The 14,616-nt window shown below is 63.1% G+C and carries 13 protein-coding genes; 9 read left to right on the top strand and 4 right to left on the bottom strand.

All coding sequences use genetic code 11. The features are described 5' to 3' along the window. Nucleotides 1-124 precede the first annotated feature (124 nt). The 8 genes from NKH42_RS02040 (at nucleotide 125) to phnN (ending at nucleotide 8,677) form a co-directional block, all read left to right on the top strand. Entirely contained in the window at nucleotides 125-2,059 is a 1,935-nt protein-coding gene (locus NKH42_RS02040) for a bifunctional 5-dehydro-2-deoxygluconokinase/5-dehydro-2-deoxyphosphogluconate aldolase (RefSeq protein WP_352686478.1), read from the top strand. A 34-nt stretch (nucleotides 2,060-2,093) separates the two neighbouring features. Continuing rightward, entirely contained in the window at nucleotides 2,094-3,938 is a 1,845-nt protein-coding gene (gene iolD / locus NKH42_RS02035) for a 3D-(3,5/4)-trihydroxycyclohexane-1,2-dione acylhydrolase (decyclizing) (protein WP_352686475.1), read from the top strand. A 46-nt stretch (nucleotides 3,939-3,984) separates the two neighbouring features. Next, complete coding sequence (gene iolE / locus NKH42_RS02030; RefSeq protein WP_352686472.1) at nucleotides 3,985-4,902, top strand: myo-inosose-2 dehydratase; 918 nt, start codon at nucleotides 3,985-3,987, stop codon at nucleotides 4,900-4,902. Nucleotides 4,903-4,943: 41 nt separating this feature from the next. Beyond that, on the top strand, nucleotides 4,944-5,162 hold the full coding sequence (locus NKH42_RS02025; protein WP_254815905.1) for a DUF3329 domain-containing protein: 219 nt from the start codon (nucleotides 4,944-4,946) through the stop codon (nucleotides 5,160-5,162). Nucleotides 5,163-5,164: 2 nt separating this feature from the next. Further along, on the top strand, nucleotides 5,165-5,977 hold the full coding sequence (gene iolB / locus NKH42_RS02020) for a 5-deoxy-glucuronate isomerase (protein ID WP_352686469.1): 813 nt from the start codon (nucleotides 5,165-5,167) through the stop codon (nucleotides 5,975-5,977). A gap of 148 nt (nucleotides 5,978-6,125) precedes the next feature. Further along, the gene (locus tag NKH42_RS02015) at nucleotides 6,126-6,833 is read left to right on the top strand and encodes a DUF1045 domain-containing protein (RefSeq protein ID WP_352477065.1); all 708 of its coding nucleotides are present in this window, start codon (nucleotides 6,126-6,128) and stop codon (nucleotides 6,831-6,833) included. A gap of 78 nt (nucleotides 6,834-6,911) precedes the next feature. Next, nucleotides 6,912-8,051 carry an alpha-D-ribose 1-methylphosphonate 5-triphosphate diphosphatase gene (locus tag NKH42_RS02010; protein WP_352505998.1) on the top strand — a complete coding sequence of 380 codons (1,140 nt, stop codon included), beginning with the start codon at nucleotides 6,912-6,914 and terminating at the stop codon, nucleotides 8,049-8,051. Then, nucleotides 8,048-8,677 (top strand): phosphonate metabolism protein/1,5-bisphosphokinase (PRPP-forming) PhnN, encoded by a 630-nt coding sequence (gene phnN, locus NKH42_RS02005; protein WP_352477063.1) that lies wholly within the window; start codon nucleotides 8,048-8,050, stop codon nucleotides 8,675-8,677. The genes NKH42_RS02010 and phnN overlap by 4 nt, the downstream gene beginning before the upstream one ends. 89 nt (nucleotides 8,678-8,766) lie before the next feature. Here phnN and NKH42_RS02000 read toward each other — a convergent pair whose 3' ends face one another. The 4 genes from NKH42_RS02000 to NKH42_RS01985 all read right to left on the bottom strand — a co-directional run bounded on the left by NKH42_RS02000 (nucleotide 8,767) and on the right by NKH42_RS01985 (nucleotide 13,047). Further along, nucleotides 8,767-9,297: a DUF2231 domain-containing protein gene (locus NKH42_RS02000; RefSeq protein WP_352505999.1), complete on the bottom strand. Its 531-nt coding sequence runs from the start codon at nucleotides 9,295-9,297 to the stop codon at nucleotides 8,767-8,769. A 111-nt stretch (nucleotides 9,298-9,408) separates the two neighbouring features. Beyond that, entirely contained in the window at nucleotides 9,409-10,404 is a 996-nt protein-coding gene (locus tag NKH42_RS01995) for an ABC transporter permease (protein ID WP_254815901.1), read from the bottom strand. Between the two features lie 23 nt (nucleotides 10,405-10,427). Further along, entirely contained in the window at nucleotides 10,428-11,972 is a 1,545-nt protein-coding gene (locus NKH42_RS01990; RefSeq protein WP_352506000.1) for a sugar ABC transporter ATP-binding protein, read from the bottom strand. Nucleotides 11,973-12,084: 112 nt separating this feature from the next. Next, on the bottom strand, nucleotides 12,085-13,047 hold the full coding sequence (locus tag NKH42_RS01985; protein WP_352506001.1) for a sugar-binding protein: 963 nt from the start codon (nucleotides 13,045-13,047) through the stop codon (nucleotides 12,085-12,087). Between the two features lie 540 nt (nucleotides 13,048-13,587). On the opposite strand from NKH42_RS01985, the gene NKH42_RS01980 reads away from it, so the two are divergent. Beyond that, nucleotides 13,588-14,616: a LacI family DNA-binding transcriptional regulator gene (locus NKH42_RS01980; RefSeq protein ID WP_502896116.1), complete on the top strand. Its 1,029-nt coding sequence runs from the start codon at nucleotides 13,588-13,590 to the stop codon at nucleotides 14,614-14,616.

Below are 14,616 nucleotides of genomic sequence, written 5' to 3'. Positions count from 1 at the left end.
ACTTTTCAGCTTGGGAATGCTCGTTCCATATTGACTATGGATTGGAATTATTATTTCATATTGCTGGCGCCACGCTGCCGCTCGCGCGTGTTACCCAAGACAACAAAGCCGATGGGAGGTTCGAATGGGCGAAGCCGTGGAAGCGAAATATTCGCCGCTCGACATCATCACGATCGGCCGCGCTTCCGTCGATCTCTACGGCCAGCAGATCGGCTCGCGCCTCGAGGACATTACTTCCTTTGCCAAGTCGGTCGGCGGCTGTCCAGCCAATATCGCAGTCGGCACTGCCAGATTAGGCCTGCGCTCGGCGCTGCTCACCCGCGTCGGCAATGAGCAGATGGGCCGCTTCATCCGCGAGCAGCTGACCCGCGAGGGCGTTTCGGTCCAAGGCCTCAAGGCCGATCCGGAGCGGCTGACCGCCCTGGTGCTGCTGTCGGTCGAGGCTGAAGGCGTCTCGCCGATGATCTTCTATCGCAGCGATTGCGCCGACATGGCACTTTCGGAAGACGACATCGATGAGGCGTTCATCGCTTCGGCACGCGCGATCGTCGTCACCGGCACGCATTTTTCACGACCCAACAGCGACGCCGCCCAGCGCAAGGCGATCCGTGTCATGAAAGCCAAAGGCGGCAAGGTGGTGTTCGACATCGACTACCGCCCCAACCTCTGGGGTCTCGCCGGCCACGCCGAAGGCTTCGAGCGCTATGTGAAATCCGACCGCGTGTCGGCGCGGCTGAAGACGGTGCTGCCCGACTGCGATCTCATCGTCGGGACCGAAGAGGAAATCATGATCGCGTCGGGCGCAGACGATTGCCTGAGCGCGCTGAAAACCATCCGATCGCTGTCGGCGGCAATCATCGTGCTGAAGCGCGGCGCCATGGGCTGCATCGTCTATGACGGGCCGATCAGCGATGATCTCGAGGACGGTATCGTCGGCAAGGGGTTTCCTATCGAGGTCTACAATGTGCTTGGCGCCGGCGACGCCTTCATGTCGGGCTTCCTGCGCGGCTGGCTCGGCGATGAAAGCCTGGCGACGGCGGCGACCTGGGCCAATGCCTGCGGGGCATTTGCCGTGTCGCGGCTCCTCTGCGCACCTGAATACCCGACTTTCGAGGAATTGCAGTTCTTCCTGAAAAACGGCAGCAAGCACCTGGCGCTGCGCAAGGACGAGGCGATCAACCACATCCATTGGGCGACCACGCGCCGGCGCGACATCCCCTCGCTGATGGCGTTCGCCTGCGACCACCGCGTCCAGCTGGAGGACGTCGCGGCAAAAGCCGGCGCCGATCCGTCGCGGATCCCGGCTTTCAAGGTGCTGACCGTCAAGGCTGCGGCCAAAGTCGCGGCCGGCCGCGCCGGCTATGGCATGCTGCTCGACGAAAAATACGGACGCGAGGCGATGTTCGAATTCGCCCACCATTCCTTCACCTGGCTCGGCCGGCCGGTCGAGTTGCCGGGTTCGCGGCCGCTTCGCTTCGAGTTCTCGCAAGACATTGGTTCGCTACTGACCGAATGGCCGGTCGACCACTGCATCAAGTGCCTGTGCTTCTATCATCCCGATGATCCGGCGGAGCTGAAGACCGAACAGCAGCAGAAACTGCGCGCTTTGTTCGAGGCCGCGCGGAAAGTGGGCAGAGAACTTCTGGTGGAGATCATCGCCGGCAAGCACGGCAAGCTCGACGACATGACCATCCCGCGCGCGCTCGAGGAACTCTACGCACTCGGCATCAAGCCCGATTGGTGGAAGCTCGAACCGCGGGCATCGCACGGCGCATGGGCAAAGATCGAGGCGGTGATCCTTAAAAACGATCCGTGGTGCCGCGGGATTGTGCTGCTCGGTTTGGAAGCGCCGCAGGACGAGCTGGAAGCGGCCTTTGCCGCCACCGCCAAGGCGCCCATCGTCAAGGGCTTTGCCGTCGGTCGCACCATCTTCATCAACGCGGCCGAACAATGGCTTGCCGGCAAGATGTCGGACGATGAAGCGGTTGCCGACATGGCATCTCGCTTCGAGAGACTGACCGAGGCGTGGCTTGCCGCGCGCGGCCGCAAAGCAGCATAAGAAGGCGCGGCACAAGGACTGCGGAGGAACCGACATGACCAAGACAATCCGCCTGACGATGGCGCAGGCTCTGACCCGCTTTCTTGCTCGACAGATGACCGAGATGGACGGGAAGAAGGTGCCGATCTTCGGCGGCGTCTGGGCGATCTTCGGCCACGGCAATGTCGCCGGCGTCGGCGAGGCGCTGTACCAGGTTCGCGACGAGCTGCCGACCTTCCGTGCCCATAACGAGCAGGCAATGGCGCATGCGGCGATCGCCTATGCCAAAGCCAATTTCCGCCGCCGCTTCCTGGCTGCGACCAGTTCGATCGGCCCCGGCGCGCTCAACATGGTGACCGCTGCGGCGCTTGCGCATGTAAACAGGTTGCCTGTCCTGTTTCTGCCCGGCGACGTCTTCGCCAATCGCATTCCCGATCCGGTCCTGCAGCAGGCCGAGGATTTCTCCGACGGCACGGCGACCGTCAATGACTGCCTCCGGCCGGTGTCGCGCTATTTCGACCGCATCACCCGGCCGGAGCAGATCATGCCGGCGCTCAACCGCGCCATGCAGGTGCTGACCGATCCCGCCGAATGCGGCCCGGTGACGCTGGCGCTGTGCCAGGACGTGCAGGCAGAAGCGTATGACTACCCCGAGAGCTTCTTTGCCGAACGAATCTGGCATCAGCGGCGACCGCGTCCGGATCGCCAGGAGCTGGCCGCCGCGGTGGCGGCTCTTAAAGCGGCGAAGAAGCCATTGGTGATTGCCGGCGGCGGCGTACTCTATTCGCAGGCCTCGGGTGAACTGGCCAGACTGGTGCAGGACGCCGGCGTTCCGGTCTGCGAGACGCAAGGCGGCAAATCCTCGCTGCCCGACGATCATCCGCTGAACATGGCGGCGGTCGGCGTCACCGGCACTTCGGCTGCCAACAGGCTGGCCGAAGAGGCCGACGTCGTGCTTGCCGTCGGCACCCGGCTGCAGGACTTCACCACCGGCTCCTGGGCACTGTTCAAGAATTCCGGCAAGACCATTATCGGACTTAACGTCCAGCCCTTCGACGCCGGAAAGCACCAGGCGCTGACGCTGGTCGCCGATGCGGCGGAAGGGCTCGCCGAACTCGGCGAGGCGCTGAAGGGCTGGAAGGTGCCTGCCGCCTGGACCGACAATGCGATCAAGGGCAAAAAGGAGTGGCAGGCGGAGGCGGGCAAGGTGACTGCGTCGACCAATGCCGCCTATCCGTCCGACGCGCAGGTGATCGGCGCCGTACAGCGCGCCATGGGCTCCGGCGTGGTACTGCTCCATGCCGCCGGCGGCTTGCCCGGCGAGTTGCACAAGCTCTGGCAGGCGGGCGCGCCCGGCTCCTACCACGCAGAATACGGGTTCTCGACAATGGGCTATGAAATCGCCGGCGGACTCGGCGTCAAGATGGCCAAGCCGGACGAAGAGGTAGTCGTGATGATCGGCGACGGCTCCTACCTGATGCTCAATTCCGAGATCGCGACCTCGGTGATGCTCGGCCTCAAGCTGACCATCGTGCTGCTCGACAACCGCGGCTATGGCTGCATCAACCGGCTGCAGATGGCGACCGGCGGCGCCAACTTCAACAATCTGCTGAAGGACGCCCGTCACGAAACCTTGCCCGAGATCGACTTCGCCGCGCATGCTGCGAGCATGGGTGCGATTGCCGAAAAAGTGCCATCGATCGCCGGGCTGGAAACGGCGCTGGCGCAAGCGAAGAAGAACACGCGAACGACCGTGCTGGTCATCGACACCGACCCGCTGGTTTCGACCGAGGCCGGTGGAAGCTGGTGGGATGTCGCAGTGCCGGAAGTCTCGGCACGGCCGCAAGTGAATGCGGCGCGCAAGAAATACGAGGAAGCGCTGAGCGGGCGGGTTCTTTGAACCATCCGCGAACGCGCCTCGAAATGTCCGAAACTGGAGTGACGACTTGAAAGCCAAACTGGGCATGTCCCCCATTGCATGGTGGAACGACGATCTTGCCGAACTCAGCGATGATGTGTCGCTGGAGGAGTGCCTGCGCCAGTCGCGCTCGGCTGGCTTTACCGGCATGGAAATGGGCCGCCGCTTTCCCAACGATCCGCAAATCATGCTGCCGATCCTGAAAGAGGCCGACGTGACACTTTGCGGCGGCTGGTTCTCGGGGACGCTGGTCAATGAAGACATGGCGAAAAACAAGGATCGTATCCAGCCGATGATCGATCTGTTCAAGGCGGTGAATGCGCCCTGCATCGTCTATGGCGAAGTCGGCCGCTCCATCCAGGGCGACCGTTCGAAACCCCTCGCCAGCAAGCCCAGGCTTTCGGACGATGAGATGAAAGCCTACGCGAAGCAGCTCACGCAGTTCGGGGAATGGTGTGCCGAGCAAGGCATGCCGCTCTCCTATCACCATCACATGGCGGCGGTGGTCGAGACCGAGCCAGAGCTCGACGCCTTCATGCGCTATTCGGGAGAAGGCATTCCACTGCTGCTCGACGCGGGTCACCTGGCTTTTGCCGGGGGCGATGTGCTGCGCGCTATTGATAACCACCACCGGCGCATCAACCACGTGCATGTGAAAGACGTGCGCATGGAGGTGATCAACAAGCTGGATCGTAGCAGGCAATCCTTTCTCGATGCGGTGGCGCTTGGTGCCTTCACCGTGCCGGGAGATGGCTCGCTGGACTTTGGCGCCATCGTCCAGAGGCTCGCCGACCATGGCTATGAAGGCTGGTTCGTGGTCGAGGCCGAGCAGGATCCGAAGAAGAACCCGCCGCTCAAGATGGCGCAGGTCGGCTACAAGGAATTGATGCGGGTGATGACAGCGGCCGGCTATACGGTGGAGACACAAGGCTTTCCCAATGCTTGAGGCTCGCGAGGAAGGGCTGATCCGATGCCGGGGGTGATCCGATGAAAGACTCCGAGCACCCGTTTTTCCGGCCGCTGTGGCGGCGCGTTGCCGTTGTCGCGGTCTGCCTGGTCTGGTCGGTGATCGAATTCGCCACCGGCACGCCGTTCTGGGGCGTGATCGCGCTCGGCTTCGCCGGCTATGCCGTCTGGCAATTCTTCTATCTCTACAAGCCGGCTGACGAGGACAAGCCATCGGCGGACGCCAAACCGAAGGAATGACCATGTCTAAGCTGCTCATCAAAGCCAATAAGGGCCACGGCCGCGTCGCTCATGTGACGCCGCAAAACGCCGGCTGGACCTATGTCGGCTTCGATCTGCATCGGCTCAGACCCGGCGAGAGCGCTTCCGGGCAAACCGCGGATCGTGAGGTCTGCCTGGTGTTCGTCACCGGCAAGGGCAAGGCCAAAGCCGGCGGCAAGGATCTCGGCCTGCTGGGCGAACGCATGTCGCCGTTCGAAGGCAAGCCTTGGTCGGTCTATGTGCCGCAGGGGTCGGAGTGGTCGGTGAGCGCCGATACCGATCTCGAACTTGCCGTCTGCTCGGCGCCAGGACTGGGCGGCGGTCTGCTGGTCCGTGTCATCGGGCCCGACGATCTCGGCCAGGAGGTTCGCGGCAAAGGCACCAACACGCGCTACGTCACCAACATCCTGCCGGAGGACAAGCCGGCCGATTCCTTGCTGGTGGTCGAGGTCATCACACCCGGCGGCCACACATCGAGCTATCCGCCGCACAAGCACGACCAGGACAATTTGCCGGCTGAATCCTATCTGGAGGAAACCTACTACCACCGCCTCAACCCGCCGCAGGGCTTTGCTTTCCAGCGCGTCTACACCGACGCCGACCAGAGCGGTGCTCGTTCGCTCGACGAGGCGATGGCTATCGAGGACGGCGACGTCGTGCTGGTACCCAGGGGTTATCACCCCTGCGCAGCCTGCCACGGCTATGATCTCTATTATCTCAACGTCATGGCCGGACCGAAGCGGACGTGGAAATTCCACAACGCGCCCGAGCACGAATGGCTGATGAAGGCCTGACCACTTCCCCTTCGCCCCAACGGCTGGTCCAAGCGAAAAATCGTCGGCTAACTACCCGGCTGCGTGGTTTTGTTACCGAAAACGCCGCAAAGCTTCGTCAATTCGTCATGGAAATCACCTATGGCAGCGGGGCTGACAAGGACTTTCGATGCGCTACGCGATCTATTTCACCCCCCGACAGGACGAACCGCTGGCACGGATCGCCGCCAACTGGCTCGGCCGCGACCCATTCGGTGCCGCCACAAAGCCGGTCGAGGCAGTAGGCGAGTTGTCGGCGGCAGAAGTTGCCTTCCATACCGCTTCGGCGCGCCGCTATGGCTTTCATGCGACGCTGAAGGCGCCCTTTCGACTGGCCTCCAATGAGACGGAAACCTCGCTTCGCGCGGCACTCGACGATTTTGCCGAGGCGACGCCGGTGGTTACGATCCCGCGCCTCGTCGTCAGCCAGATCGACGGCTTCTTCGCGCTGGTGCCGGAAGCACCGCTGCCGTCGCTCAACCGCTTCGCCGATGATGTGGTGCGCGACTTCGACCGCTTTCGCGCGCCGTTGACGGAAGCCGAGATCGAACGGCGCAGCCCCGATTCGCTGAAGCCCGACGAGTTCCGCAATCTCTGCCAATGGGGTTATCCCTATGTGTTCGAGACGTTTCGCTTCCACATGACGCTGTCCGGCCGGGTCTCGTCACAGGAAAGCCCTCGTCTTCGCTTAGCAATCGACAGCCTGTTTGCGGGCGTGCTGCAAAGGCCGGTGCCGGTGGACGCGCTGACGCTGTTTGTGGAAACTGAACCTGGCGCGCCGTTCATGGTGCTGTCCCATCACGCGCTCGGGCGCCGCCCGGCCAGAAGAACTGCCTAATGACTATTTGCTCTAACCGCGTTTGTGCGACGCCAATTGGTTCCAGTTGGCTGCAAAATCCTGCAAGGACTGCTTGAAATGACCGCCGAGACTGTTCTTGACAACGCCCGCATCGTGCTCGCCGATCAGATCGTCCAAGGGTCGATCGTGCTGCGCGACGGCATGATCGCCGCCATTGATGCCGGACCCGGCCGCAGCGGCGAGGACATGGGCGGCGACTTCATCATCCCTGGCCTGGTCGAGCTCCACACCGATCATCTCGAAGGCCATTACGCGCCACGGCCGAAAGTGCGCTGGAACCCGATCGCCGCGGTGCTCGCCCATGACGCGCAGGTGGCGACCGCCGGCATCACCACCGTGCTCGACGCCTTGCGCGTCGGCATGGACGAGGATGCGGACCTGACGGCTGCCGACATACGCAAACTGGCCGACGCGATCGAGGACAGTGTCCAGCAGGACCGGCTCAGGGCCGACCATTTCATCCATCTGCGCTGCGAGGTTTCGGCGCCGGACTGCCTTCCAGCCTTCGCCAATTTCGACGGTGACGAGCGGGTCAGGCTGGCGTCGCTGATGGACCATGCGCCGGGACAGCGGCAATTCGTCGATCTCGAGACCTACGCCTACTACTATCAGCGCAAGCTGAAGCTTACGGACCGCGATTTCCAGAAATTCTGCGAAAAGCGGATGGCTGAATCGGCGAGGAACTCGAGCCCGAACCGCAGCTTCATCGCCGCGGCTTGTCATGAGCGCGGCATCGTGCTCGCCAGCCATGACGACGCGACCGTCGGCCATGTCGACGAAGCGATCGAGCAAGGTGTGCGCGTCGCCGAGTTCCCGACCACCGAGGAGGCAGCGAGGGCTTCGAAAAAGGCAGGGCTCGGCGTATTGATGGGCGCGCCGAACGTCATGCGCGGCGCTTCGCATTCGGGCAATGTCTCGGCCCGCACGCTGGCCGGCGACGGCCTGCTCGATATACTGTCATCGGACTACATTCCGTTCAGCCTGATCCAGTCGGCCTTCTTCCTCGGCGACGTGGTCGAAGGTATCTCGCTGCCGCAGGCTGTGGCCATGGTTTCGAAGAACCCGGCCGAGGCGGTCGGCCTCACCGATCGCGGTGTCATCGAGCCCGGCCGGCGCGCCGATCTGGTTCGCGTGCGCGTCGACGACCATGTCCCGGTCGTCCGCACGGTCTGGCGGCAGGGACGCCGGGTCGCATGATGGTGTCGGCATCGGTCGAGCGTGAATTGTCCGCCGCGGGATTTCCGATCCGCGACGGTGTCTTCGTCGCCGTCGTCGGGCCGAGCGGTGCCGGCAAGGACACGGTGATCGGCTATGCGCGCGCGGTGTTTGCCGGCGAGAGCCGGCTGGAGTTCGTGCGCCGGGTGATCACCCGGCCGAGCGATGCGGCCACCGAGGATCACGATACGCTCGCCGATGCTGCCTTTGTCGAGGCCGAAGCGGATGGCGCCTTCGCCATTTCCTGGGAGGCGCATGGCCTGCACTACGGCATCCCGGCCGAAGTCGACTGGTCGGTCTCCAACGGCCGTGTCGCGATCGCCAACGTCTCGCGCGCGATCATCCCTGCGCTGCGGGAGCGCTACGCCAATCTGGCTGTCGTCGAGATCACGGCTACACCGGATATCCTGGCCGAGCGGCTGGCATTGCGCGGTCGCGAGTCGCGCGGCGAAGTGCTGGCACGGCTGGCGCGCAGTGCCAATGTGGCGCTGTCCGGACCGGGTGTCACCTCGATCGACAATAGCGGCCCTCGTGAAGCCGCCGGCGAGCGCTTCGCCGAGGTGCTGCGCAAGGCCATGGCCTTCTCCGACATGTCGGGCCTTATCTAAAGTAGCGCCCATCCGATGCATTCGGTATGGGCGCTACTTGTCTAACCAATATCTTTGGAAGCCGGTACCCCCTTTTCGGGATTATGGCCTCATGCGGCGTGCCGGTCCCGACCAGCGTGACGAGTATCCGCGGCAGTGGTTATCGAAGGCTTCACTGGCGCATCCGCCGGTGTATCCAGAACTGCAACGTGATGGCGATACACCATTTCCCAGCCCTTCCAGCCGGTGAACAGCAGTATGCAGACCACTATGAACGACAAGAGCACACCCCATGGGCGGACCGCGGCTTCGGCGCCTTGGGCATAGCGAAGATAAAAATTGATCAGTGCCACAACGACCGCGGTCAGGTTGCCCAGCATGTGATACCAGGCGTCCGACAAGGCGCGAATGCGCGGCTCGTTGAGGAAGTCGATAAAACCGGCTGTCGCGGCGAGAAGGGCCATTACGATGGCTGCCCCGATCAGCCACATCGATGCCCGTGCCCAGAAAGCATCGGCAGTTCCCCAGAAAACCAGGTCGGTGACAAAGGCACCGACAAGAAACGCGACAGGAAAAGGTATCAGCATCGGGTGGAGAGGGTGAGTTCCGACCTTTGCGGTACTTACTGGATTCGTGGGCATGGGACGCCTCCGCATAGCAAAGCTTAAATAAACGCTTCGATACGGGTTTCGTTCCAAATGGAGAGATGCCTGCCAATGGCAGTCGGCGCATTTCATCCAGCTATTTTTGCGTCATTCCGCGGCAGCACCCGCCACGCCCTTACGGGTAGCTTCCAGCATCCGCCGCCGCGCCCTGAACACGCCCCATTGCTGGTCGACCAGCACGCCGATGAGGATCACCCCGCCCATGACGGCGAAGTTGAGCGAGGACGGGATGCCGAGCAGGTTGACGAGGTTCTGCAGCTCCTGCAGCAGCACCGTGCCGAGCAGGACGCCGATCAGCGAGCCTTCGCCGCCGCGCAGCGAGAAGCCGCCGAGCACCGCTGCCGCGATGGCGTAGAGTTCGTAGAACTGGCCGTGGCTCGCCGGCGAGATCGAGCGTGTGTACATGGCGAAATAGATAGCCGACAGCGCCGTCAGCACGCCGCAGATGACATAGGCGGCTATGACGATGCGGCCGGTGCGGATGCCGGAATATTTTGCCGCTTCCTCGTTCTTGCCGATGGCGTAGAGATAGCGCCCGAATACCGAACGGTGCAGCACCACCCACATGACGACGGCGATGACGATCAGCGCGATGAAACTGTTCGGCACGCCCCAGGACCGCCCCGCCGTCAGGAATTCGAGTTCCGGGAAGTTCTGCCCAAAGGCAAAGCCGGCGGTGCCGTCGGCAGTGTAGAAGCGCGCCACGCCGCGATAGATCAGCAGGCCGCAGAGAGTGACGACAAACGGCTGCAACTTCAGCCGGGTGATCAGCCAGCCATGCATCAGGCCGATGATGGCGCCGAGCGCGATGATCAGCACGAAGGCCAGCGGCCACTCCATCTCCCGCACGGCGATGAAATCGATGAAAAGCGTACCGAGTAGCGCAACCACCGAGCCGACCGACAATTCGATGCCGCCGGTGATGATGACGAAGGCTTGGCCAATCGACAGGATGCCGAACAGCCCGATCAGGTTCGAGGTGTTGGCGAGATTGATCGGCAGCAGGAAGCGCGGGTTGATGATCGCCACCACCGCGCCGACCACCAGGATCAGGATCAGCAGGCCGAGATCTTTCTTGCTCATCGTCTTCTCCCAACGCCTGCGAATTACTTCGGCTGCTTGCCGACCGCCAGCAGCAGCACGTTTTCCTGGCTGAACCGGTCCTTGTCGAGAATGCCGGAGATCTGGCCCTCATGCATGACGGCAATGCGGTCGGAAACGCCGATCACCTCCTCCATGTCGCTGGAGATCATCAGCACGGCGACCCCGGCATCGGCCAGCGCCCGCATCAGCCCGTAGATCTCGGCCTTGGCGCCGATATCGATACCGCGTGTCGGCTCATCGAGGATCATCACCTTCGGCTTCATCGCCAGCCATTTGGCCAGCACGACCTTTTGCTGGTTGCCGCCCGACAGCGTGCCGGTGCGCGTCTGCACGGAGGGCGCCCTGATGCCGAGATCGGTCTTCTGTTTTTCGGCGGTGGCGGCCTCGGCGCTGGCCGAGACCAGCGAGCGCCGCGAATGCGCCGGCAGATTGGGCAGCGAGATGTTCTGGGCAATCGACAGGTCGAGCAGGATGCCAGTCAGCTTGCGGTCTTCCGGGACGAGGAAAATACCGTTGGCCACTGCGTCGGCGGCCGAACCAAGAACCAGATCTTTTGCGTCAAGCTGGAACGAGCCGCCAAAGCTCCTGTCGATGCCGAACAGCACGCGCGCCAGTTCCGTCCGGCCGGAGCCGACGAGACCGGCCAGGCCGAGGATCTCGCCATGCCTGACGTCGAGGTCGACGGGGCGGTCAGGATAGGCGGCGGTGCGAATGGCCTTGACCGACAGCGCGACGGAGCCCGGCGGGCGCGCCGATTCTGCGGCCTTCTCGCGCTCCTTGAGCATGCGGCCGATCATCAGCTTGACCATCTGGTCGTGATTGATGGCGCTCTTCGGCAAGGTTCCGGCGAGCATTCCGTCCCTGAGCACGACGACGCGGTCGGCGACGCGCTCGACCTCGTGAAGGCGGTGCGAGATGAAAATGACACTGATGCCGTCTGCCTTCAGCGCCTTGATGACACCGAGCAGCTTGTCGGTTTCGGCGATCGGCAGGCTCGAGGTCGGTTCGTCGAGGATAACCAGCCGTGCCTTGATCGACAGCGCCTTGGCGATCTCGACCATTTGCTGCTGCGCCAGCGACAGCGCCGACACCGGCGTATCGGCCGAGAAATTGGCGCCCACGCGTTTGAGCAGCGGCGCCGCCTGCGCTCGCAGCCTGGCGCGGTCGACGAGCTTGAGCGGCCCGGCGCGCAGCGGTTCGCGGCCGAAGAAGATATTGGCGGCCACGTCGAGGTTTTCGAACAGGTTGAGTTCCTGGTGGACGAAAGCGATGCCCGAGCCGATGCTGGCCTCGACAGTCAGCCCGTCATGGGCGACGCCATCGACGGTGATGGTGCCTGTGTCCGGCCTGGTCACGCCACCGAGGATCTTCATCAGCGTCGATTTGCCGGCGCCGTTTTCGCCGACCAGGCCGATGACCTCGCCGGGCCTGACCTCCATCGAGAATCCGTCCAGCGCAACGACGCCGGGATAGGTCTTGCGCACACCGTCGAGGCTCAGGAACGGAGCGTCCGCAGATGCAACGATGGATGGGTCGGAATAATTCATCACGCCTGACAGCAGCCGGTGAGCCGTTTGGTCTCAGACTGACGAGCCTCGCGAGGCCCGTCAATAGAACGCCGGCTCAAGGCGAACCTTGAGCCGGCGCAACCTAATTCGCTCAGTTTCCAGACATCGCCTTGAGGCTGGCGGCGTAGGCGTCGATATCGTCCTTGCCGATGATCTTGGTCGGGATGATGATCAGGCCATCGGCGGGAATGCCCGACTTGTCGCCCTCGAGATAGGCAGCCATCAGCTTCATGCCCTGATAGGCCCATTCGAAGGGCTGCTGCACGACGGTGGCGGCGACGGTGCCTTCCTTGACGCCGCCCAGCGTGATCGGATCGTCGTCGAAGCCGACGACGGTGATCTGGCCGAGCTTGCCGGCATCGCGCAGCGCTTCATAGATGCGCGGCGTGTTGTAGGAATAGAAGCCGACCATGCAGGTGACGTCGGGGCTGGCGACCAGCGCGTCCTCGACGTTCTTCTTGGCGCGAGCCTGATCGATGTCGTCGCCACGCACGTCGACCAATTCGATCTTGGTGCCGGCGAGACCTTCCTTCATGCCCTGGATGCGCTCCTTGGCGTTGTCGGCGCCGAGCAGGCCGACGAAGCCGAGGCACTTGCCGCCGTCAGGCATTGCCTTCTTGGCGATCTCTGCCGCCTGCTTGCCGGCATCGACATTGGACGAGCCGATATACGCGACACGCTTGGTCTGCGGCGCGTCGCTGTCGGTGGTGAACAACGCCGTTTCCGAGGCGATCTTGTTCAGCCCGTCGGTCGACGTCTTGGGATCGACGGCCGAGACCATGATCGCCTTCACGCCGGCCGTCACCAGATCGTCCATCAGGCGCTGCTGGATGGCGACCGAGGACTGCTCCGGATATTTGAGTTCAAGATTGTAGTTGGGCAGTTCGGCTTGAGCCTTCTTGACGCCGGCTTCCGCCGCCTTCCAGAAATCGGAAGCGCCGTTGACGACGAAGGCCAGTGTCGGCTTGTCGTCGGCCCGCGCAATTGCGCTGGCGGACAGGCCGAGCAGCAGGGCCGCAGCGGCGACGGACGCATTTCGTATCACAGATTTCATATTCAACCTCCCATTTTGACTCAGTAATTTTCGCTGATGATGAACGTGCCGGCGCGGCTTGGACGCCCTCCTCCTCAAGGGTTTCCGGCAGCGAAGAACGACGCCATTCCAGCCGCGATCGTCGACTTTAGAGACTCATTCGCCGTTCGTAAATAGTCCGATTTGTCTGACATTTCCCGGAGCGGCAGGCAAGCTTCGGCTGACGGGAACCGTCCGATACCAGGCTGGCTTGCGTTCCGAACATGCGCGGTCCGAGGTCGTCCGGGCATGATGGATTGACGTTATAGTGATGCCGGATATTAGTAAAGAGTATTAGTTTGGTCGAGATTCTCGCACAAAGGAGAGAGGCCTCCCCAGTCGCAACCGTTTGAACCGGGGACTACATCGCCTAAGAGGTCGATTATATCTATTAGTAGCGCTTCGCCCTATAAATGCGAGATTCGAGGGACCAATGACATGAACGAACCACTGCGTGATCCCGTCCTTGAGGGTACCAGGCGGCGCAAGCCGTCCGGGAAAAACCCCAAGGGCCGCGTTACCATGACCGACATCGCCAGGGTCGCCGGCTGTTCGCAGGCGACGGTTTCGTTCGTGCTCAACAACACGCCGGGCATCAGGCTGTCGCAGCAAACCCGAGAGCGGGTGATCGAGACGGCGCGAGCACTGGGCTATTCGCCGCCGGTGTTTTCTGCCTTGCGAGCCCCGGTTGCCGCATTCGACGGGCTGGATGGCGTGATCGGCTTCGCCGTCGACCAGTTGGCGACCAGCCCGGAGGCGGTCGTCGCCATTGAAGGGGCGCGGCAAGCCTCGTGGAACGCCGGCAATGTAGTGTTGGTGGCGCAGACCATGGGCGACGAGGTGATGGAGGCCCGGGCCATCGCGGCACTGACCAAGCGGGGCATTTCGGCGCTGATCTACATGACCATCTTCACCCGCGAGATCGTCGCGCCGGACTATCTCTACGGCCTCGACATTCCGGTCATCCTGCTCAACTGCTACACCGCCGACTATGCCTTTCCCGCCGTGGTGCCGAGCGAGATCGCCGGCGGCCAGAGCTCGACCCGGCACCTGATCAGCTATGGCCATCGCCGTATCGCCACCATCACCGGCGAGCCCTGGATGCAGGCGGCTCAGGACCGGCTGAAAGGTTACCGCCGGGCGCTGGCGACGGCCGACATCCCGTTCGACCCGGAGCTGGTCGTCGAAGGCGATTGGTCAGCGAGCGCCGGCTATGCCGCGACCGTCAGGCTCTTGGCGCTGAAGGACCGGCCGACCGCCATCTTCTGCCAGAACGACCGTACCGCGATCGGCTGCTACGAGGCGCTGAAGGAGGCCGGCCTGCACATCCCCGGAGATATTTCGGTGGTCGGCTATGACGACGAGGAGATCGCGCGGCATCTGTTCCCGCCGCTGACGACGTCGATCCTGCCGCATATGGCGATGGGACAATGGGCGATCGAGCAGTTGGAAGTCCCCGCTGCTCCCGGTCGCGGCCGGAGCCGCTATCCCGTAACCAAGCTCGAATGCCCGCTGGTCGAGCGGGAGTCGGTTGGCGCCGTGGCGGGCTGA

The sequence above is a fragment of the Mesorhizobium sp. M1142 genome (assembly GCF_040318565.1).
Taxonomy (GTDB): Bacteria; Pseudomonadota; Alphaproteobacteria; order Rhizobiales; family Rhizobiaceae; genus Mesorhizobium.
Note: the sequence above shows the minus strand (reverse complement) of the source record. Positions and strands in the feature narration are given on the sequence as shown.